Annotated in this window: 15 protein-coding genes and 1 tRNA gene; 4 read left to right on the top strand and 12 right to left on the bottom strand. The window is 38.9% G+C overall.

Going from position 1 to position 21,303, the window contains the following annotated elements; translation table 11 throughout:
- Nucleotides 1-37: 37 nt before the first annotated feature.
- The 9 genes from H8Z77_RS09030 to H8Z77_RS08990 form a co-directional block, all read right to left on the bottom strand.
- Complete coding sequence (locus tag H8Z77_RS09030) at nt 38-367, bottom strand: helix-turn-helix domain-containing protein (protein WP_186996810.1); 330 nt, start codon at nt 365-367, stop codon at nt 38-40.
- Between the two features lie 168 nt (nt 368-535).
- The gene (locus H8Z77_RS09025; RefSeq protein WP_186996809.1) at nt 536-1,204 is read right to left on the bottom strand and encodes a hypothetical protein; all 669 of its coding nucleotides are present in this window, start codon (nt 1,202-1,204) and stop codon (nt 536-538) included.
- A 786-nt stretch (nt 1,205-1,990) separates the two neighbouring features.
- The gene (locus H8Z77_RS09020) at nt 1,991-3,649 is read right to left on the bottom strand and encodes a sensor histidine kinase (RefSeq protein ID WP_186996808.1); all 1,659 of its coding nucleotides are present in this window, start codon (nt 3,647-3,649) and stop codon (nt 1,991-1,993) included.
- Nucleotides 3,646-4,326 (bottom strand): response regulator transcription factor, encoded by a 681-nt coding sequence (locus H8Z77_RS09015; RefSeq protein WP_186996807.1) that lies wholly within the window; start codon nt 4,324-4,326, stop codon nt 3,646-3,648. The genes H8Z77_RS09020 and H8Z77_RS09015 overlap by 4 nt, the downstream gene beginning before the upstream one ends.
- Nucleotides 4,327-4,365: 39 nt before the next feature.
- Nucleotides 4,366-5,007 carry a phosphate signaling complex protein PhoU gene (gene phoU / locus H8Z77_RS09010; protein ID WP_069987549.1) on the bottom strand — a complete coding sequence of 214 codons (642 nt, stop codon included), beginning with the start codon at nt 5,005-5,007 and terminating at the stop codon, nt 4,366-4,368.
- A gap of 2 nt (nt 5,008-5,009) precedes the next feature.
- On the bottom strand, nt 5,010-5,774 hold the full coding sequence (gene pstB, locus H8Z77_RS09005) for a phosphate ABC transporter ATP-binding protein PstB (RefSeq protein WP_186996806.1): 765 nt from the start codon (nt 5,772-5,774) through the stop codon (nt 5,010-5,012).
- 16 nt (nt 5,775-5,790) lie between these two features.
- Nucleotides 5,791-6,660 (bottom strand): phosphate ABC transporter permease PstA, encoded by an 870-nt coding sequence (pstA, locus tag H8Z77_RS09000; protein WP_069987551.1) that lies wholly within the window; start codon nt 6,658-6,660, stop codon nt 5,791-5,793.
- Nucleotides 6,650-7,603, bottom strand: a complete 954-nt coding sequence (pstC, locus tag H8Z77_RS08995) for a phosphate ABC transporter permease subunit PstC (protein WP_186996805.1) — start codon at nt 7,601-7,603, stop codon at nt 6,650-6,652. Before pstC ends, pstA begins: the two co-directional genes overlap by 11 nt.
- A gap of 107 nt (nt 7,604-7,710) precedes the next feature.
- Nucleotides 7,711-8,592 (bottom strand): phosphate ABC transporter substrate-binding protein, encoded by an 882-nt coding sequence (locus tag H8Z77_RS08990; RefSeq protein WP_186996804.1) that lies wholly within the window; start codon nt 8,590-8,592, stop codon nt 7,711-7,713.
- Nucleotides 8,593-8,876: 284 nt separating this feature from the next.
- On the opposite strand from H8Z77_RS08990, the gene H8Z77_RS08985 reads away from it, so the two are divergent.
- Nucleotides 8,877-9,845, top strand: a complete 969-nt coding sequence (locus H8Z77_RS08985) for a magnesium transporter CorA family protein (RefSeq protein WP_069987554.1) — start codon at nt 8,877-8,879, stop codon at nt 9,843-9,845.
- Nucleotides 9,846-10,038: 193 nt separating this feature from the next.
- Here H8Z77_RS08985 and hemW read toward each other — a convergent pair whose 3' ends face one another.
- Together hemW and lepA are read right to left on the bottom strand one after the other, a co-directional pair.
- Nucleotides 10,039-11,136 (bottom strand): radical SAM family heme chaperone HemW, encoded by a 1,098-nt coding sequence (gene hemW / locus H8Z77_RS08980; protein WP_186996803.1) that lies wholly within the window; start codon nt 11,134-11,136, stop codon nt 10,039-10,041.
- Complete coding sequence (gene lepA / locus H8Z77_RS08975) at nt 11,129-12,937, bottom strand: translation elongation factor 4 (protein WP_069987556.1); 1,809 nt, start codon at nt 12,935-12,937, stop codon at nt 11,129-11,131. Before lepA ends, hemW begins: the two co-directional genes overlap by 8 nt.
- 371 nt (nt 12,938-13,308) lie before the next feature.
- Here lepA and H8Z77_RS08970 point away from each other — a divergent pair.
- Both H8Z77_RS08970 and H8Z77_RS08965 read left to right on the top strand, forming a co-directional pair.
- Nucleotides 13,309-13,384 (top strand) — tRNA-Lys (locus tag H8Z77_RS08970).
- A 326-nt stretch (nt 13,385-13,710) separates the two neighbouring features.
- Nucleotides 13,711-15,261, top strand: a complete 1,551-nt coding sequence (locus H8Z77_RS08965; protein ID WP_186996802.1) for a hypothetical protein — start codon at nt 13,711-13,713, stop codon at nt 15,259-15,261.
- Between the two features lie 84 nt (nt 15,262-15,345).
- Here H8Z77_RS08965 and H8Z77_RS08960 read toward each other — a convergent pair whose 3' ends face one another.
- Complete coding sequence (locus H8Z77_RS08960) at nt 15,346-16,446, bottom strand: AraC family transcriptional regulator (protein ID WP_186996801.1); 1,101 nt, start codon at nt 16,444-16,446, stop codon at nt 15,346-15,348.
- Between the two features lie 207 nt (nt 16,447-16,653).
- Here H8Z77_RS08960 and H8Z77_RS08955 point away from each other — a divergent pair, with 207 nt between their 5' ends.
- Complete coding sequence (locus tag H8Z77_RS08955; RefSeq protein WP_186996800.1) at nt 16,654-21,162, top strand: family 78 glycoside hydrolase catalytic domain; 4,509 nt, start codon at nt 16,654-16,656, stop codon at nt 21,160-21,162.
- Nucleotides 21,163-21,303 lie beyond the last annotated feature (141 nt).

Below are 21,303 nucleotides of genomic sequence, written 5' to 3'. Positions count from 1 at the left end.
ATAAAAAACCTATGTTCAAAACATAGGTTAAAATTATTTATTTGTTTTTCGCTTCTTTAATCATCAGTTCCACAATATTCAAGATCCGTTGCTGGTCTTCCATAGGCAAATGACTTAATTCTTCCGATAATTGCGAAGTTTTATAATTGGTTGAGTGAATAAGAACATCACAGAAAATAGCGTCAGCAGAGGTTTCCAGTCCGTTCAGAATTTTGATTAATTTTTCACATCTTGGAAAGGATGCACCCCGTTCCACCGTTGAAATATAATTTGTGGTTAAACCCACCTTTTCCGCAAACTGTTCCTGGGTTAACCCAAGTTCTTCCCTGCGCTCCTTGATGCGCTTGCCAATCCTTTTATCAATCATATTGCCTAATCCTTATCTATTGGTTCTCATTTGCTTATCCTTAGTATAATCAAAATTTGGGTTGCAATACAGATATGTTAATCCATAGAATCTGTATGAACGAATGAGTAAAAGGATATTTTTTCTAATTTTTCGGCAAAAAAAGAAAACGCCTGCTGTCCACAGGCGTTATTTTTCAGGTTGCCCCATCAGAATGTTGGATAAACTGCTTTCATATTCCTTTTGTAAGGTAAGATATTTTCGATATTCTTGTTTGTATTTTATTTTAGTTTTCCGATAAGGGAAAATCAGTATCAGGATTAAAATGATTGCAATGATACCATCAAAAATAAAGATTCGTTTTAGGATAGAAGAAAATTCATTCGATATTTTTTCTACCTGAAATAGAATGGTGTTCCCTTTTTGTAGAGTAGATAAAGTTTTTGATTTCAGCAAAAAGATTCCGGTTTCCCGATATTCCACTTTAACCGTTGCTCCGGGAGTAATTTCATGTAAAAACAATTCACGGTTCACCTTTTTGCTGTTTCCACTTGAAATTGCATAAGAATCATTTTCAGTAAAAATTACATAAGTTTTAAAACCGCCAATCTTGGAATAAATTTTTGTTTCTTTTACCGTGATTGTATCCGTTTGGTAAGGGCGAAAATAGGTTGAACTGGATAGAATAGAGCAACACCATGCAATGATAACGATGATTCCGATTAATTCAATGCGTTTGATAAAGCGCAGTGTGGAAAAAAGGCTATCGCATTTCTTTTTCTGGTCATGTACTGGGCGCAACGCCTGGTATTTCTGTTTTTGCTTTAACTTTTTCTCTCTTATTTTTTTGGACGCCATTTTCTTCTTTCTCTTTCTATTGTTTTTCATACAAATAATTGACAACTGCCAATAAACTGGTTATAATAAAGTTAGAAAAGGCATTACCGGATAGACGGTTTGCCCCAGTTCTTATTCATTTAAAAAGATAACCACTGGATAGCAATAGGGCGGTTATCTTTTTTTATTGCTATGTAGAATACGATCAATCAGCAATAACAATATTGCGAACATAACCAGATATTCCATGGGCAACACCCCATTTTTGGGGCAAGATTCAACCGCCTACCGTTTTACAGGTAATGTCTTACGACAAATTATAACAAATTTTTACTGCCAATGCAATACAGGAAACAGATTGATTCCAAAGGAACACAGTTGGTCTGTTTGTGTGGGGCATGATTGGATAGGCGATTGATCCTATTGTTGATCGGTGAAAAAGATAGCCGCTACATCTGAACTGTAGCGGCATCTTTTTTGCTGTATAGAATAGGATGAGTTGAGGATATTGCCAGATATTCTACGGGCAAGTTCATTTCTAAAGCAAGCTCAAACTTGCCCGCTGTTTGTAAGAATATCTTATAATAAACCAATAAAATACCACATAATTCTCATACCATACTATATTATTTTGAAATTTTCTGTGTTTGTTTTATATTTCCCTACATGATCCATTTTATTGTTTATAGAACCAAAGTTATTTTTATTGCAAAAAGGCCTGATGCATGCATCAGGCCTTTTTGTGGAAAATAGTTAGAGAATTGAAACAATGAAATATAAAAATAAAGGTTGATTGTAATATAAATATTATATATGGGTCCATATCAGGGTAAATGTGGTTCCTTTTCCCATTGTACTGGTCACCTTAACATCCGCGCCCAAATAGGAGGCGCCGTGTTTTACAATGGACAAGCCCAATCCCGTTCCCCCAATTTCTTTGGAATGGCTTTTATCCACACGGTAAAACCGTTCAAAAATACGCTGCTGGTCGGATACCGGAATTCCAATACCAGTATCCTTTACCGCAATACTTGTTATCTCATCTGTTTGTTGAATGATAACCTGTACAGATCCACCCCGATTATTATATTTAATAGCGTTGTCGCAAAGGTTATAAATTACTTCTTCAAAAATTGGCTTTACAATCTCTAATGTAGCGGAACTTTGTTCGATACAAAGCCGTACATCCATTTTTTCTGCCGCTGGAGTAAGACGGTCTAAAATTTCTTTTGCTGTTTTGTAAAGGTCCACCGTTTCTTTTTCGTATGGTAGAACACTTTCATCCAACTGAGAAATTTTTATAATATCACTTACCAATGTGATTAAACGTTGTGATTCTGTAAAAATCCGTTCTGCAAATTTTGGGATATCCTCTGGTAACACAAGGCCATTTTGAATGATTTCCGCAAACCCTGAAATAGAAGTCAGTGGAGTTTTTAATTCATGGGAAATATTTGCGGTAAACTCATTCCGCAACTGTTCCCTCTGCATTTTCTCGGTAATATCAATTAGAAGAAGAACAGCCCCCTCTATTTCGTCATGATGGAAAACAGGGTTCCCAGTCAACCGATAAAACAAATCGTTTATCTGCAAAACAGCTTCTGTCCGTTCCCCAGACAGTGCTTTGTTCACCACTTGGCGGAACGGTTCACTGCGGTTTAAAATAAAGATGCTGCCCTGTGGTTTGGTTTCTTTTGCCCCTAGCAACTGCAACGCGCTGTTGTTATAAGAAAGAAGTTCTGTCTGTTTGTCAATTACCAGCAGCCCTTCTTCCATATGATTAGTAATCAAGGAGAATTCTTCCTGTTGACGTTTGGCTTTGGATAGTTGACTGCGTATGGTTCGTTTTTGACGGCTGATTTTCGTTAACAATGGGGCAATTTCTTCATAGGGTTCATTGATGTCTGGATTATTCAAGTCCAGCTTATTTAATGGTTCCACAATTTTTTTAGATGCACGGAAAGAGAAAATGGTTGCCAGTAATACAATCAAGGCGAATATCCATAAAATTGGTTGGATTAGATTGAGCAGCAAGGTAGCCACATTATATTGTGTGCTGGATACACGTAAAATCTGGCCGTTGGAGAGTTTTAAAGCATAATAGATATTTTTATGGCCTAAGGTATTGGATTGCCGAACAGCTTTTCCTGATCCATTTTCTCGTGCTTCTTGCACTTCTTCTCTGGTATTGTGGTTTTCCATGGTTGCTGGATTGGAAGAGGTATCATATAGTACGGTACCATCCGTACCTATAATGGTAATCCGCTCCTTTCCCTCTGGAAGGTCATCTAGAGCCGAAATCCCTTCATGTTCTACGGCAATGGAAAGATAATAGGCCGAATTTTCTAGTTCCCGCATTAGTTGGTTGTCAAAATATTGATATAAAATTCCAATAACAAAGGCAAGGCCTACAAAACAGGAAGCAATGGAAACCAATAAAATAGAGCGAAAAATCCGTTTTGTCATTTGTCCGCATCCTCTATTTTATAGCCTATCCCCCGCACTGTTTTAATTAGGCTACCAGCTTCGCCTAATTTTTGCCGTAACGTACGGATATGGACGTCAATCGTACGGCTCTCCCCGTCAAACTCATAACCCCAAATGCGATCCAACAGCTGGGATCGAGTAAGCACTGTACCTCGTTCCGCCAATAACAGGCAAAGCAACTCAAACTCTTTTAGCGTTAATGTGATGTTATTTCCATCCACAGTCACAATATGGCGAGATGGGCAAACATATAAATTCTCAATTTGATATTCCTCTATGGCAGCCTCTTCATCGCCAGCGCGGCGTAGGGTAGCGCGGATACGGGAAAGCAGTTCCATCATACGGAATGGCTTTGGAATATAGTCATCCGCACCGCTATCCAGTCCACGAACGGTATCATATTCGCTTCCCTTTGCGGTAAGCATAATTACCGGAAGCCGTTTTGTCATGGATGAAGTGCGGATTTTTTTTAGGATGCTAAACCCATCTTCTTCTGGCAACATAATATCCAGCAAGATTAAATCCGGAATACTTTTCTGCATCGCCTCCCAAAATTCACTGGGTTTGGAAAACCCTTGGGCTTCTAGGCCCTGAGTATTTAAGGTATAGGTAACTAGTTCGCGGATGCTTTCATCGTCTTCTAAACAGTAAATCAATTGTTATCGCCTCTTTTCCGCCTTTTATTGTAACATAAATTACTTTTTATGAAAACCCAAGACAGAGTATTCTACACACTCAGCTAAATTTACTGCATGGTCACCAATGCGTTCAAAGTATTTTGCTACCATTAAAAGGTCCAATGCAACCCCTGCGTCTACTGTATCCTGACGGATTAAACCAATCAGTTCTTCTTTTACACTATCAAACATTTGGTCTACTTTATCATCATTTTTTTCTACCTGATGTGCCAAATCCAAATCCTGCTTTACAAAAGCTTCTACACTATCGGTCACCATAGATACAGTAGCTACAGCCATTTCTCCAATATGGACTTTACTTTGCACCATATTATCCGCAATATACGGAGCCAGTTCGGAAATATCAGCAGCTTGGTCGCCAATACGTTCCATATCCGATATCATTTTTAACGCTGCGGATACCGAGCGTAAATCCCTTGCTACTGGCTGCTGTTGTAAAATCATTCTCATACAGAGAGATTCAATATCCCGTTCCATGTGGTCAATTTCACGTTCCAAAGAGCAAACCTTTTGTTTTTGCTCCTCATCATTATTTTGAAGCAGTTTTGCAGAGATCGAAATAGCCTCCTCACACAAACTACCCATTGTAATTAGTTTTACATGTAATTCTTCTAATTGGCTATCAAACTTTGACCGCATGATTATCCAAACCTCCCTGTAATATAGTCTTCTGTGCGTTTATCCTGTGGCATAGAGAACATCTGCTCAGTATCATTGTATTCTACCATTTCACCTACCAAGAAAAATGCTGTATAATCAGAAATACGGGTTGCTTGCTGCATATTGTGGGTAACAATAGCAACTGTATATTTCTCTTTTAAGCTGCCCATTAACTCTTCAATCTTGGAGGTAGAGATTGGATCCAATGCTGAGGTAGGTTCATCCATTAATAAAACTTCTGGTTCTACAGCCAGCGCTCTAGCAATACAGAGGCGCTGTTGTTGCCCACCAGAAAGCCCTAACGCGGATTTTTTTAGCCGATCCTTGACTTCATCAAAAATTGCGGCATCCCGTAAACTTTTTTCTACGATTTCATCCAGCTTAACTCGAGAACGAATTCCATGGATTCTCGGTCCATATGCAATATTATCGTAAACGCTCATGGGAAAAGGATTTGGCTGCTGGAAAACCATCCCAACCTTTTTTCTCAACAAGGTAGTGTCTACTTTTGGGGAATAAATATCTTCCCCATCCAGCAACACTTTTCCCTCTATTTTTACGTTTGGAACCAAATCATTCATTCTATTTAACGTTTTTAAAAAAGTGGATTTCCCGCATCCAGATGGTCCGATAAAAGCGGTAATCTTATTTTTAAAAATATCCATATTTACATTTTTTAACGCATGGTTTGTTCCATAATGTAAATTTAAATTTTCCACATGGATTGTAACTTGTTCTTTTTCCATACTGTCCTCCAACTTGTTATTTTTCTTTATTTACATCAAGTTTACGGCTTAAAACTTTTGTCAATAGATTAATGGCTAGAACGATAATAATCAGTACAAACGCAATACCAAATGCATCATCATATTTTGCCTTTGTCATACTCAAATACATTTGGATTGTTAAAGTGCCACCCGGTGAAAGAGGATGTGTAAGCCAATTATGTACCATTAAATAACCGCTTCCCGCTGTAAACAAAAGGGCTGCGGATTCCCCTACAATTCTACCAATAGACAAAATAACCCCGGTTATAATACCTGGAATCGCACTGGGGAGGATAATAGTGCGAATCATATACCATTTTGTCGCCCCAATGCCCAGAGCACCACTACGATAGCTTTCTGGAACGGTTTTTAAGGCTTCCTGTGTTGTTCTTGTAATAATTGGTAATATCATAATAGTCAATGTCAAGGCGCCGCACAAAATAGAAAAACCGAGCCCTAACACGTTTCCGAAAAACACCATACCGAATAAGCCAAAAATAATGGAGGGAATCCCAGATAACGTCTCTGTCGTAAATTCAATTAGTCTTACTAACTTTCCGCCCTTTGCATATTCGTTTAAATAAATGGCAGAGCCAATACCAATTGGTGTTGCAATGACTAAGGTAATTACTATAATATATATCGTATTAATAATATTAGGCAATATGCCAAATGTACCTTCTAATGCACTTTGTGCCTTAGAAATAAAATCCCAATTTATTGATGGAAGCCCACGGTATATCACATAACCAATAATCCCAACCAATAATAATACTGCTAAAAATGCACAGGCGTAGATTAAAACAAGTAAAATAATATCACCTGGACGCCGTTTTTTATCATAAATACTTACGCTAGTTGTCATCTTTACTGCCTCCCTTTTTCAGGATAGCACTCAGTATAATATTAATTATCATAATAAATGCAAATAATACCAAACCGATTGTAAACAATACTTCACGGTGCAAACCACCAGCATAACCCATCTCAGAGACAATGGCGGTTGTTAATGTTCGAACTGAATTAAATGGTAATGGAAGATTTACTGAGTTTCCACATACCAGAACAATTGCCATTGCTTCCCCAAGAGCTCGTCCAATACCGAGAACAACACCAGTAATAATACCGGATTTTGCTGCTGGTACTGTTACTTTAAAAATAGTTTGAATTTTACTTGCACCTAGCGCTAAAGAAGAATTTCTATATTGTTGTGGTACTGCGCGTAATGAGCTTTCACTAATATTGATAACAGTAGGCAAAATCATAATAGCTAACACAATTACAGCTGATAATAAATTAGCTCCACCTGTAAATTGATGGTCTGGATCATTTTTAAAAATAAATTGTTCCAATTTATATATAACGGGGTTTATCATTAAAATACCCAATAAGCCATACACAACAGAAGGAATGCCCGCCAATAGCTCAACTGCTGGCTTTACAATATGCGCTAATTTTTTATTCGAAATCTCTGATAAGAATATAGCTGTCATTAACGCAATTGGTACACCAATTAAAATAGCTAATGTAGTAGCTATAATAGAGGTTAAAATAATATACAATATACCAAACTTAGGATCTGTAGCTGTAGGAGCCCATTCTGTTCCAAATAAAATATCTAAAATCCCAACTTTAAATAATGCAGGAGCCCCTGAATAAATCATATAAACTGTAATTGCAAGAACCGCAAGAATCGCAACAACTGCACATATAAAAAAGATAACATTAGCTGTAAGCTCAATGGCGGACTTTGTTTTGTGGCTTCCAATAATGGAAATAGGTTTTTTTACTCCACCATGGGGTTTCATGATATTACACGCCTCCTTTTTCTTGACCACACATAAATTTCATGACGATATCCCCAAGAATTTTAAAATCTTGAGGATATCGAATAGTATGTAAGATTTTTTCTTTTTTATTGTTTATCTGGAACAATCAGTCCAACTTTTTGAATGATTTCCTGACCCTTGTCAGATTCAATATATTTAAACAGTTCTTGAACAGCTTCGCTTTGTTCAGAAATTTCACCTTTTGTTGCCATTACAAATGGACGGCTTAAGAAATAATCACCGGATTTAATATTTTCTTCTGTTGCTTCTACACCTTCCAAATTTACACAGGTTACAGTATCATCCAAAACATCTAAAGAAACATAACCAATTGCGCCTGGAGTAGAAGCTACTTTTGCCATAACACCACCAGTGGAATCAACTTCTTGTGCATATTTGCATGCGTCTTCAATTTCAAGCAATTCTTCAAATGCGCTACGGGTACCAGAGCCGGATTCACGTCCAATTACAACAATCGCTTGGTCATTTCCGCCTAATTCACTCCAGTTCGTAACATCACCTTTATAAATACTAATCAATTGGTCTTTTGTTAAATTTGTTACTGTGTTCGCAGTATCAACTACTACTGCAATGCCATCAATCGCTACAATATTTTCAACAATTCCTGCAGATTTTTCATCGTCTTTTAATGCTCTGGAAGCGTTACCGATATCAACGGTACCATTGGTTACTGCTTCGATACCAGCGCCGGAACCTGTATACTCAGCGGTTGCGGCTGCGTTGCAATCTGCGTTGAAAGATTCGGTTAATGCGGAACAGAATTTTTCCATAGAAGTAGAACCGGACATTGTAATTTTAGCTCCACCTAAATCAACATTACCAGAAGTTGATGTAGAAGATCCTGTAGATGCATTAGAACTACTATTTCCATTGCCTCCACATGCGGTTAAACTTACTGCCATAACGCCAGCTAATAAAGCGGCAAGAATTTTCTTTATTGTTTTCATTGTTTGTTTCTCCTTTATCATTAGATTACGTTTTACAGTATATAAAAGCTATGTAAAGTGTAAAATCACAGTTATGTAAAATATAAGTAAAACAGAAAAAACCCAAATGTAAAATGATAAACTAGTTCTTGTTTGCTTTTTCATACAAGAACTAGTTGTAAATTGTTTCCGAAATCCATCTATTTTGACTATTTTTTGTAAAATATACGAAATCTGGAGATTTTTCTTAAAATCTATGTTATAATGGTAAAAAATGGAGTGTTTGATAGAAAAGGAGGGCTTATATGTATTTTAGAATTACAAAAGGAGAAAAAGGGCTTAACATTAAAACATATCCTTCTAATACCGATAAAATGGTTACTTGGACAGGGATACCAGCTACCTGTACTCCTACTTACCCAGAACTGGATAAACTGTTTTGGAAATTGCAGGATAGCCGAAAAATTGTTAAATTTTGCAAAGCAGAGGTGTACCCAGAAATCATTATTGGAACCTTGGGTATTCCAGTAAAAATGTATCAGGATCACTATAACTCAGCTTCTTTTTGTATTCAAAAAGATCAGATTATTATTTTAGACCACACAAATTTTATAGATCATCTGATATTACAAATTCCACTAACACATTATGGACGTCCCATTAAGATGGGAAAATTCCTATATGACCTGTTAAATTTGTTAATTGATAGAGACTTAATCTTTATGGAACAACTTGAAACAAAACTTTTACAGCAGGAAGAAGAAATCGAAGAAGAGGAAGGGGAAAAAGCAGGTGATATTCCATATTCGGTACAGATACGAAAAAAAGCGTTTTGTCTTTACCGATATTACAAACAACTGGCTGATGTAGGAAGAAAATTAGCGGAAGATGAAAATGAGTATTTTGAGGAACAGGACCGATATATTTTTCAATTATTTGTGGAGCGTGTAGAGCGTCTAGCTAGTGAAGCAAAGATGCTGCAGGAATATTCTATGGAACTATGGCAGTTACACCAGGCTAAACAGAACGAAAAACAAAACCGTACCATGTTGGTATTGACCATTATATCGGCTATTTTTATGCCATTGAGTTTAGTTGTTGGATGGTATGGAATGAATTTTATAAATATGCCAGAATTACATTGGAAATATGGTTATGCATTAATTGCGGCACTTTGTGGGTTATTTCTTTTTATTAGTTTAGGTTATTTAAGCTACAAAAACTTTTTTATGCACCCCAAAAAAGAGAAACAGAAAGACGAGCAAAATAAATAGGAGGCTTCTTACAAGGAAGCCCCCTATTTATTTTATGGTTCCTGTTTATAGGGCAAAATAAACCGTTTTGCCTAGGGTAGATAGAAAAACCATAATAACCAATTCATCTATTCGATAAAAACAGATTTCATTTATCCGGGTTCTAGATAAGCTAACATACACCTGTACTACGTTAATCACTATAGTTTACAAACTATATCAGTGTTGCAAGGATACTGTTGGATACCAAAAAACCTGTTGGAGTAAAATGAATACGGGAATCCTCCTGTACGATAAAACCTGCTTTTTGGAATGGCTCTATCTTTTTAGCTAGTTGGCTGGATTCAACTGGATATTTCTCTTTTGCCTGTACCAAGTCAATCCCTTTTTTTAGGCGCATTCCCAACATAATATAATCTTCCCAATCCCCACCGGGTTGGGAAAATTCCCGTTCTTGAATCCCCAGTTTCAAATAAGACTGGATATCCCTACTATGCCCATAGCGGATTCCCTGATAAAAGGAATGGGCGGCAGGACCAAATCCGATGTATTCCCCACATTCCCAGTATTTCAGATTATGCCGGCTTTGCTTGCCTGGTTTCGCAAAGTTGGAAATCTCATATTGTTCAAACCCCATATTAAAGAGACTTTCCACTGTTTTCAAGTAAATATCCGCTGTTTGGTCCTCATCTGGACAAAACTTTAAACATTCCGCGCCAAAATAACGAGTTCCTGGCTCGATTTTCAACAAATAAGCAGAAACATGTTGAATGTTTAACTGATTGATAAAATCGAATGACTGTTCTATGCTGGAAACCGTTTGGTATGGAACTCCCAACATTAAATCAACCGAGATATTTTCAAATCCTGCCTGTTTTGCCATCTTCACCGCCCGCTTCACCTGTTCTGGAGAATGTTTCCGTCCCAAAGTTTCCAATTCCCTCGGTACTGCGGATTGCATCCCAAATGAAATCCGGTTGAACCCGCCTTTTCTCAATTGCGTTAATTGGGACAAAGAAACAGTATTCGGATTCGCTTCCAAAGTAATTTCACTGGAATCCTCCAATTGATAAAAGCGTTTCGCCTGTGCCACAATCTGCACCAGTTGTTCCGGATACAGTAATGTTGGGGTTCCCCCACCAAAATACAAGGTATCCGCCTGCTTGGTATGGTCCGCCCGTTCCAGTTCGGTCAAAATGGCTTGGACATATTCCTGCTTCAACGTTTCAGAGGCTGCCGTGGAATAAAAATCGCAGTAAGGGCATTTTCCATTGCAAAACGGTACATGTACATATAAGCCAATCTTATTCATCTAATTTGAGCACTGCCATAAATGCTTCCTGTGGGACTTCTACGCTGCCCAACTGGCGCATACGTTTTTTGCCTTCTTTTTGTTTCTCCAGCAGTTTCCGTTTACGGGTAATATCCCCGCCATAACATTTTGCCAGTACGTCTTTTCGCATCGCTTTTACGGTTTCCCGGGCAATAATTTTTCCGCCTACCGCTGCCTGGATTGGCACCTCAAACAATTGGCGTGGAATTTGTTCCTTTAATTTTTCCGCAATTCTGCGTGCCCTTGGATAGGCTTTATCCTTATGCACAATAAAGGAAAGGGCATCCACAATGTCTCCATTTAATAGGATATCCAGTTTTACCAACTGGGATGGGGCGTAACCCATCATCTCATAGTCAAAAGAAGCGTAACCTCTGGTTCTGGATTTCAGCGCGTCAAAAAAGTCGTAAACAATCTCATTCAATGGCAGTTCATAATGCAATTCCGCACGGGTTTCCTCTAAATATTTCATGTCCTTAAAGACGCCACGGCGATCCTGACACAATTCCATTACATTGCCTACAAAATCGGTTGGTGTTAAAATAGAAGCCTTCACCATTGGTTCTTCTGCCAATGAAATAATTCCTGGGTCAGGGTAATTGGTTGGGTTGTCAATGTACTGTACTTCCCCATTGGTCAAAGTAATTCGATAAATTACGGATGGGGCCGTAGTAATGATATCCAAATTATATTCCCGTTCAATCCGTTCCTGAATAATTTCCATGTGCAGCAAGCCAAGGAAGCCGCAACGGAACCCGAACCCCAGCGCAATTGAAGTTTCCGGTTCAAACGTCAAAGAAGCATCGTTTAATTGGAGTTTTTCCAGTGCTTCCCGCAAATCCTCATATTTTGCACCATCCACAGGATAAATCCCAGAGAACACCATGGAATTTACCTGGCGATAGCCCGGCAATGGTTCAGTAGCAGGGTTGTCCACCGTGGTGACGGTATCCCCCACCTTGGTATCCCGGATGCTTTTAATGGATGCGGCAATATATCCAACTTCCCCGGCAACCAGCCCTTCGGTTGGAACAAGGTTTACAGCGCCCATATAACCCACTTCTACTACGGTGAATTCCGCGCCGGTTGCCATCATTCGGATGGTCTGCCCCGGTTTTACCGTCCCTTCCTTGATTCTGACATAAACAATAACACCACGGTAGCTATCATAATAAGAGTCAAAAATCAACGCCTGTAGTGGTTTTGTTTCATCTCCGGTTGGCGCTGGGATATCGGTTACAATCCGTTCCAGCACTTCCTCAATATTAATGCCGTTTTTGGCGGAAATACGTGGTGCGTCCAGCGCTGGGATTCCAATAATATCCTCCACCTCGTGACAGACACGGTCTGGGTCAGCGGATGGAAGGTCAATTTTATTGATGACTGGCAAAATTTCCAGGTCATGGTCAATTGCCAAATAGGTATTTGCCAATGTTTGCGCTTCAATCCCTTGTGAAGCGTCCACCACCAATACAGCGCCTTCACATGCCGCTAAGGAACGGGATACCTCATAATTAAAGTCCACATGCCCCGGTGTGTCAATCAGGTTAAATTCATAGGTTTGTCCGTCTTTTGCCTGGTAGTTTAGCTTTACCGCGCGGGCTTTGATGGTAATTCCACGTTCTCGTTCAATTTCCATGTTATCCAATAGCTGAGATTCCATATCCCGCAACGCTACTGCGCTGGTTTTTTCCAGAATACGGTCCGCCAGGGTGGATTTTCCATGGTCAATATGTGCAATAATCGAAAAGTTACGAATGTTCTCACGTTTGGTTGACAAATTAACACTTCCTTCTAAATGGTTCAAAATTTTATCAGGTTGTTTCTATTATAGTAGCTTTATCGGCGTAAACACACCATCCCAATCAAAAACGCATAGAATAATAGAAATCTGGTTATACTGAATATACAATCATTTTTATAGTAAGGATATTATACCACAACCACAAACAGGATGACAATAAGAATCCCTGCTGTGAAACCGCAGAATTTTGGGATAAAATTGGGGTAAAATAACCATAAAACAGGAAGAAAAAAATTTTTTGAATTTTTTTCGAAAAAAGTGTTGACAAAACGTTGTAGGGCTGTTATAATAAATAAGCACTTTGATGAGAGACAACTTCAAACACCAAGTGCTTTTTATAAGAGTGAGAGCCACTAGCTCAGTTGGCAGAGCATTTGACTTTTAATCAAAGGGTCCGGAGTTCGAATCTCCGGTGGCTCACCATAACAAACGGTCTATTAAATTTTATCTGAATGACTTAATATCGCAATGACGCAATTGCTCGGAGTGGTGTTAAGAGGCGTTGGGGCGTCAGGTGTAAATTTAATAGACCGTTTCATTTTATCCAAAACCAGACGGATGTTGTGATCTTATTCTGGTTTTTCATACTTTTTCATTCATAAGGAAACAGACAAAAAAAGACCCATATCGGGTCATAATTAATATTCAACAGCATATTAAAGCTAAGCTTGAAAAAGTATACATATCCTAATGCTTTATTAAAAAATTGGACATTTACTTTATCCGTTTATAAAAGACAGGAAATGAAGATGAAAAAAGGAATACAGCTGAATCCGGTTTTAGACCGGATTACATTAAAACAGGTCAATCGGATTTTATCTGTTATTTTTATTATTTCTTTAGCGCCATTGTTGATACTGGCATTTTTTGACCATCCAGCAATTGACGATTTTGTGTTTGGGGCACAAATCCATCATACAATCCAGGCAGGAGGCTCTATATTTGATACAGTAAGAGTTGCGGTAGAACAGACAGCCCAAGTTTATCAGGAATGGCAGAGGAGCTTTGCCGCAGTGTTTCTATTTTCTTTCCAGCCTGCTGTATGGGGTGAATCTTTTTATTGGATCACTCCGTATATTATGCTGGGTATTTATGTGATAAGTACTTTTTTCTTTGGAAAGGTTTTGTGTGTGGATCTGTTAAAGGCATCTAAAGCACAGTGGTGTTTGTTGTCAGTCTTGATTATGGGGATTTCGATTCAGACAATGCCTTCACCGGTTCAAGGAATTTACTGGTATAACGGTGCGGTTTATTATACCTTCTTTTATTCTTTGAGTTTATTGTTATGGGGCTGGATTTTACAGGAACACTTGAAACATCCTTCTTTCTTGCGAAAGGGTATCATCCTTGTCTTTTGCGTTTTGATTGGAGGAGGAAATTATATAACAGCTTTGTTAAGTGTATTGTTGTTATTTATATGGCTTGCGGTTCATATCTATCGCAAATTACCTGGGCGCTGGTTTATTTTTGTTGCGCTTGTAGTGTTAGCAGGGGCTTTTGTCGTTAGCATCATTGCTCCAGGGAATCTCGTACGTGCTCAAAGCTATGAGAAACAATCCATTTTAATGACGATTTTAGACTCCTTTTATTATGGTAGTTATTTTATTCGGGAATGGAGTGAGCCCCTCTTTTGGGGAGTCTCCATTGCAATGGCACTGGTGTTTTGGAAGATGGCTGGAAAAACGACCTACCATTTTCGTTATCCGTTGCTGGTTAGTGTAGGAATTTTTTGTCTGTATTGCGCGCAATTTTCTCCAGCACTATACGGTATGGGAAGCTATGGGGAAGGGCGTATCCTCAATATTATCTATTTTTCGTTTTGGTTATTATGGGCTGCGCAATTGTTTTATTGGTGTGGATGGCTCCGCAGAAAAATAAACCACTATTGCGCAACACATAGGGAAAACCAATGTGGAATGAGAAAGGGTTTTCGAAAATCCAAACCTTATATGATTGCTTTCTGCACCTTAATAGTAGTTGCTGGATGCGGCATCCGTATGGTGAAAGATGACTCTGCGGATTTTCATGGGCTGATCAGCTTGGAAGCGACCTATTCTCTGGTAAGTGGGGAAGCGGCCAGCTATGACCAGGAATATCAAAATAGGTTAGAATTGTTAGAGGACCCCGCTATCCGACAGGCAAAACTTACCCCCTATACTAAACGCCCCTATTTGCTTTATTATGGAGATTTAACACAGAAGATTGATTATCCATGGTCCAATCGAGCGATGGAAAGATATTACAAAAAAGAATCTGTCTGGGCTGACTGGAAAACCTATCATCAAATATTTCCAGATTAAAACTGCAATCCAGCTATTACTAACTAGGAATTTTAGCACAATAGAAAAATGAAAAATAGGAGACATAAATATGTCTCCTATTTTTTAAGGTAAAGATATTTTTCCATTTTCTTGTTTCATAGATGGAATAGCCATATTATCTTTTTTCCAAGAAGCATATTGCTTTGGGGTAATTTGAAAAGCTTTTTTAAATGCTTTTTCAAAGCCATTTCGGTCGCTGTATCCCAGGTTGGCGGCAATGGTTTCGATATCCAAATCACTGTTGCAAAGAAGTTCTTGCGCTTTCCTCAATTTTAAATGGTTGACGGTTTCACTAAATTTTTTTCCAGTCTGTTTTAAAATAAATTGTGAAATATAATTTTGGGAATAATGGAACTGTTCCGACAATTCTTTTAAGGTAACTGTTAAAAAATGGCTGTTGATATATGCTAGTACATCAAAAATTTGTAGGCTTTCCTTTTGTTTTGCGGATTTAAGCTGTTTTTCATATTGGCGGGATAGTTCTACCATAATGGAACAAAGCATATAACACATCATGGATTGGTTCAGCCTTTGTTTTTCCATATATTCCTGTAATAGGCGCAATAAATAAAACTCAATGTGGCTGTTATTTGTTACGTCAAACTTGATAAAATCAGGGATAGGACTGGGATCATATAAGGAGCGGGTAAAAAACTGGTAAAACATATCGTTGCTATCCAACATGGATAAGATTTTATCGGTAAAAGTAGAGCGTTTTACTAAAATATTAATTAAATTAGTGGTTTCATCCACCAATAGAACGCTATGGGATTGCTGAGTATTTAAAACACAGATGGAGCCAGGCTTTAGACGGTACTCTTTCTGATTGATGAAGCAACAGCATTCTCCGGAATAAACATAGTACAGCTCAAAAAAATTGTGCTGATGCAGAAATTTTTTTGCAAGTTGATACCGATTTTCAAACGAATCCCCCTCTTTGGATGGAAAGATAGGGGAGATAAAATCAAGATAAACGGTAATTTCCTCATTTTCATCCAAAAAAGCCCGTTCATCAAATCTAAACTGGGCTGGAGGAGCAAGTTCTCCAGCTTGGATTTTTTCCCTTAACCGCTGCATACGATGGATCATATTTGTCATATGTACTGGATGTTCCCGTATATTTTGAATAATAGCATCAATCTGTTGACGGATTGTTTTTTCCATATACTCTTCTCCCTTTCTTGGTAATTTTATCATAACAAGTTGGTTCTGATTTGTCAATCTTGCTAATAAATATTTTAAAGTGATAGAAATTTTACGAAAAACAGCCTGTTTGTAGAGAAAATGAACCTGTATTTTCCACTTTTATATATGGTAAACTAGAGGTGTTGTGAAACGGAAATCACAAAAAATAAAAATGGAGGGAAATTTATGAAGAAAACAAAAATGAAAATTGCTGCTTTTGTGGTAGCGGCAGCGATGGCAACAACTATGGTTCCAGCAACCTTATTTGCTTCTGCTGCACCTGATGTATCAACCACAATTGTAAACATGAAAACCGATGGTTTGGTTAACCCATTGGGGATTGATGATACTGTGCCAGAATTCAGCTGGCAGATGGATTCTAATGTAATTGGAGCAAAACAGGAATCCTATCATATTGTAGTAAAAGATAAAAAAGGTGCTGTAGTTTGGGATTCTGGTATTGTAAAAGATTCGAAATCCACCTTTATCAAATATGCTGGTGATGCTCTGGATACAAAATCTACGTATACCTGGACGGTAACTGTAACAGATGAAAATGGAAAAACCTATACATCTGATCCTGCCATTTTTGAAACAGGGCTGATGAGCACTTCCCAGGATGCATGGGGAGGAGCAGAGTGGATTGGTGCAGATGAATTGACATTTGATGCAACTTCTGCCTGTTATTTTGATTTAGGTACTACCATTACCATTCCAGAAGGAAATACCAAAGCATCCTTAATTTTAGGCGCAAATGATTTTCGTCTAAATAACGAATATTTTAATATCTGGCGGGATGGTGGAGAAAATTATTTCAAATATGAAATTGATATCACTGATCCAAACGCAGCCAAATTAAATATTTATGTGGTTGGCATGCCAGCAATGCTTCCTGTATTTGACGAAAATGGAGACCCTGTCATGGAAGATGGCTGGGGTGGTCCAACACAGAAGATGGAAGCTCAGGAAGTAGAAAATGATCCTTCTGTCCCCGATATTACAATTGATATCAGTAAAGTAATCAATGCGGAGAACGCACACCAACCAATCACAATTTCTGTGGATACTGCTTCTCAGGAAAGCAGTAAGGTAACCTGTACGATTAATGGTACTGTAGTGGATAATGGACGTCAACTTAACCCATTAGGAGCAGGCGGGAACTACAACAGTTTCCCAAATGTAAATTCTGTTGGCTTTGCGGTTCCAGCTGGTGAAACCGCTACTTACAGTAATTTTGAAATCCGTAATCCAGGTCCATATAGCACTGGAATGCTGTTTGACGCTACAACAGGTGCAACCTATGATATCTTTAAAGGGTTGGATGGTGTTACGGTTAACGATGACAACACCATTACTGTTGGAAAAAAGGATGCGGATGTTCTAGCATACGCTGACCCATCCTATGGTTCCGCCCCAATGTTGCGTACAGAATTTAACGCAGACAAAGAAATTGCTTCTGCCAGAATGTATGTTACCGCAGCTGGTATTTATGAAATGTATATCAACGGCGAAAGAATGGGCGATGACTGGTTTAATCCAGGAAACACCGAATACCGAGAAGAAATGGCCTACCATACCTATGATGTAACCGATATGCTCAAACAAGGCGAAAATGCAATCGGTGCAAAATTAGGGGAAGGCTGGTGGAGTGGTTATATGTCCTTTACTGCCAGCAATTACAACTACTATGGCGATAAACAAGCTTTGATGGCAAAACTGGAAGTAACCTATGCGGATGGTTCCACTGAGACCATTGTAACCGATGATGCAACTTGGGATTATTATGGGGATGGTCCAGTAGAATATGGTTCCTTCTTCCAAGGGGAACGCTATGACGCTACCAAAGAAGCCGCCATTGAAGGATGGGATGAAGCTGGCTATGATGATTCTCAGTGGAGAGATGCTGAAGTGATTCCATTCCGTGCGCAATTCGATGATTTTGATATGGTTACCCGTTATGACGAACCAGCAGGTATTGTAAACGAAATTCCTGTGCAGGAAGCTTTAGGGGAGTCCCGTCCAGGTTCTGGTTCCTACATCTACGATATGGGTGAAAACGTAATTGGTGTTCCACAAATTACAATTCCAGAAGGATATGTAGAAGAAGGACAGGAAGTAACTATCCGTTACGCGGAAATCCTTTATCCAGATAACCTAGAAGAATATACAAGCGCGGATATTGACGGCCTACTGATGACAGAAAACTACCGTGCCGCAATGTCTACTGATTTCTACACTGCAAAAGCTGGCGAAAATGTAATTGAACCTCATTTTACCTTCCATGGGTACCGCTATCTAGAAATTACAGGATTAAAGAAAGAGTTACCAGCAGACTGCATTAAAACGTTAATCATCTCCTCTGTAGATACCACTGCCACTTATGATAGCTCCAACGCTTTAAGCAATAGGTTGTTTAAAAACGTTCAAAACTCCCAGACAAGTAACTTCTTATCTCTACCAACTGACTGTCCACAGAGAAACGAAAGAATGGGATGGACTGGCGACGCTCAGGTATTCTCCCGTGCGGCAAGCTATAATGCAGATGTATACAACTTCTATCGTCAATGGTTAAATTCTTTACGTGCAGAACAGGGCGAGGCTGGTGACCTGCCAGTATATGCTCCAGCATTTGGTTCCTATGACTTAGAAGATACTTCCAGTGAAGTTGGTACAGGAAATCCAGGTGGCTTTAATGGTGTTTCCTGGGATGCGGCTTTAACATTGGTTCCATGGCAAATGTATCGTCAATATGGAAATCCATCCATTATTGAAGATAATATTGATGCAATCTACAAATATTTGAATTATCTTGACAATAATGATATGACATACACCAATGAGGATGGCGAACAAGTAACAGAACCATCCTTAACCAGCAAAACTGGTTTCTTGGCAGACTGGCTCTCCCGTGTATCCACAGATGCTGCGTTAATTAATAACGGCGTATACATTTATTTAATGGATGTTGCTTCCCAGATGGCAGAAGTTGTTGGAAGAACCGATATGGCTGCCGAACTGCGTACTCGTTACGATGCGGCAAAAGAGGCTTGGAATAGAATTTATGTTGATCCAGAAACCGGTAAAACAAAAACTCCAAATGGAAAAATTCAGGATACAGAAGCTTCCTATGCAACCGCACTGGTTTACAATGTATTTAATGAAGCAAATAAAGAAAAAGCGGCCGAAAACTATCTTAATACTGTTAAAAATCCGGACCAATCTTTTGTAGATGATAATGGAAATATCAAGCCTTATACGATTACCTCTGGATTCTCTGGTACTCCAAATTTAGTTCCAGCATTAACCCAAAATGGTTATATTGATGATGCTTATAAATTGTTTGAATCCACCGATTATGCTTCCTGGTTGTATCCAGTAACCCAGGGCGCAACCTCTGTATGGGAACGCTGGAACTCCTATACCGTAGAAAACGGTTTTGGTGGAAACAACTCAATGAACTCCTTTAACCATTTCTCCTTAGGTGCAATCTCCGAATGGATGATGGGTTACCAATTGGGGATTACAGGCGATGACGCAAATCCAGGTTATCAGGAATTTATCCTGCAACCAACAGTAGGTGGAAGCTTTACGTATGCAAATGGTTCCTTTGAATCCAACTATGGTGAAATTTACAGTGGATGGACAGCGGATAATGGTACAATGACTTCTTATGAAGCAGTAGTACCAGCAAATACAACAGCAACCTTATATTTACCAGTAAGTGAAGAGGCAGTTGCAGAATTTGAAAATATTGCAGGCGTTACCTATGAAGGTATGACAATTAACAACGAAACCACTGTAGCGAAATTTACAGTAGAAGCGGGCGGCTACAACTTTGCACTGCAAGATGGTAAATTGGTAGCAAGCATTGCAGATGGCTATGTAGCAGATGAAACAGAAACAGCAGATAAAGGTATCTTAAATTTTGTTATCGAATACGCAGATGCAGCGAAAGCAAGCGGTGAATATGATAACGCCATTGAAAGTGTACAAAAATCCTTTGATGAAGCGTTGACAAATGCGAAAGCAGTAACAGAAAATGATGCAGCAACCCAGGAAGAAGTGGATGCAGCATGGAAAACCTTGCTAAATGAAATCCATAAATTAGGATTTGTAGCAGGCGATAAAACAGAATTAGCAAGCTTGATCGCAGCAGCAGAAGGAATCGACCTGAGCAAATATGTAGAAGCAGGTCAAGCGGAATTCACCGCAGCATTGGAAGCAGCTCAGAGCGTATACAAAGACGGAGACGCAATGCAGGCGGAAATCAATGAAGTAGCAGATAACCTGTTAAACGCAATGTTGAACCTGAGATACAAAGCAGATAAATCTATCCTGGAAGAAGTAGTAGCAAAAGCAAATCAGATAGATGCGAACGCATACACAGCAGAAAGCTACGCAGTACTGGAAGCGGCATTAAAAGATGCGGATGCAGTATTAGCAAATGAAAACGCAACCCAGGAAGAAGTAGACGTAGCAGTACAATCTGTGCAGACTGCAATGGATAGTTTAGTAGCAGTAGAAGGAACAGAAACTGAAACACCAACTACCGACAACAATGCTACCCAAACGGGACAGGAAAGCACAACAACAAAGACGAACGCAGCAAAAACAGGGGACATTGCCCCAATTGCAGGCATCGCAGTATTGGCAGTAGCAGGTGCAGCAATCCTGATTACCCGTAAGAAAAAATAAAATCTAATTTTATTTTAAAGACATCCTTTTCTCTTTCTCTATTAAGAATCCCCAGGAAATTTTTCCTGGGGATTCTTTATTGCTGCCCATAGGCTTAACAAAACCCCTGATAGAATCAGGGGTAAAAAAGCATTGGCAGAG

The organism is Clostridium facile, from assembly GCF_014297275.1.
Lineage (GTDB): Bacteria > Bacillota > Clostridia > Oscillospirales > Ruminococcaceae > Massilioclostridium > Massilioclostridium facile.
The sequence above is the reverse complement of the archived record's forward strand: the minus strand, read 5'-3'. Positions and strand labels throughout refer to the sequence as shown.

Bases quoted from the DNA above. Each gene is read 5' to 3' on its own strand.
- H8Z77_RS09030 (WP_186996810.1), bottom strand. From the start codon at position 367: ATGATTGATAAAAGGATTGGCAAGCGCATCAAGGAGCGCAGGGAAGAA.
- H8Z77_RS08960 (WP_186996801.1), bottom strand. From the start codon at position 16,446: ATGGAAAAAACAATCCGTCAACAGATTGATGCTATTATTCAAAATATA.
- pstC (WP_186996805.1), bottom strand. From the start codon at position 7,603: ATGAAACCCCATGGTGGAGTAAAAAAACCTATTTCCATTATTGGAAGC.
- H8Z77_RS08965 (WP_186996802.1), top strand. From the start codon at position 13,711: ATGAAAAAAGGAATACAGCTGAATCCGGTTTTAGACCGGATTACATTA.
- pstA (WP_069987551.1), bottom strand. From the start codon at position 6,660: ATGACAACTAGCGTAAGTATTTATGATAAAAAACGGCGTCCAGGTGAT.
- H8Z77_RS08985 (WP_069987554.1), top strand. From the start codon at position 8,877: ATGTATTTTAGAATTACAAAAGGAGAAAAAGGGCTTAACATTAAAACA.
- H8Z77_RS08990 (WP_186996804.1), bottom strand. From the start codon at position 8,592: ATGAAAACAATAAAGAAAATTCTTGCCGCTTTATTAGCTGGCGTTATG.
- pstB (WP_186996806.1), bottom strand. From the start codon at position 5,774: ATGGAAAAAGAACAAGTTACAATCCATGTGGAAAATTTAAATTTACAT.
- H8Z77_RS08955 (WP_186996800.1), top strand. From the start codon at position 16,654: ATGAAGAAAACAAAAATGAAAATTGCTGCTTTTGTGGTAGCGGCAGCG.
- phoU (WP_069987549.1), bottom strand. From the start codon at position 5,007: ATGCGGTCAAAGTTTGATAGCCAATTAGAAGAATTACATGTAAAACTA.
- hemW (WP_186996803.1), bottom strand. From the start codon at position 11,136: ATGAATAAGATTGGCTTATATGTACATGTACCGTTTTGCAATGGAAAA.
- H8Z77_RS09025 (WP_186996809.1), bottom strand. From the start codon at position 1,204: ATGGCGTCCAAAAAAATAAGAGAGAAAAAGTTAAAGCAAAAACAGAAA.
- H8Z77_RS09020 (WP_186996808.1), bottom strand. From the start codon at position 3,649: ATGACAAAACGGATTTTTCGCTCTATTTTATTGGTTTCCATTGCTTCC.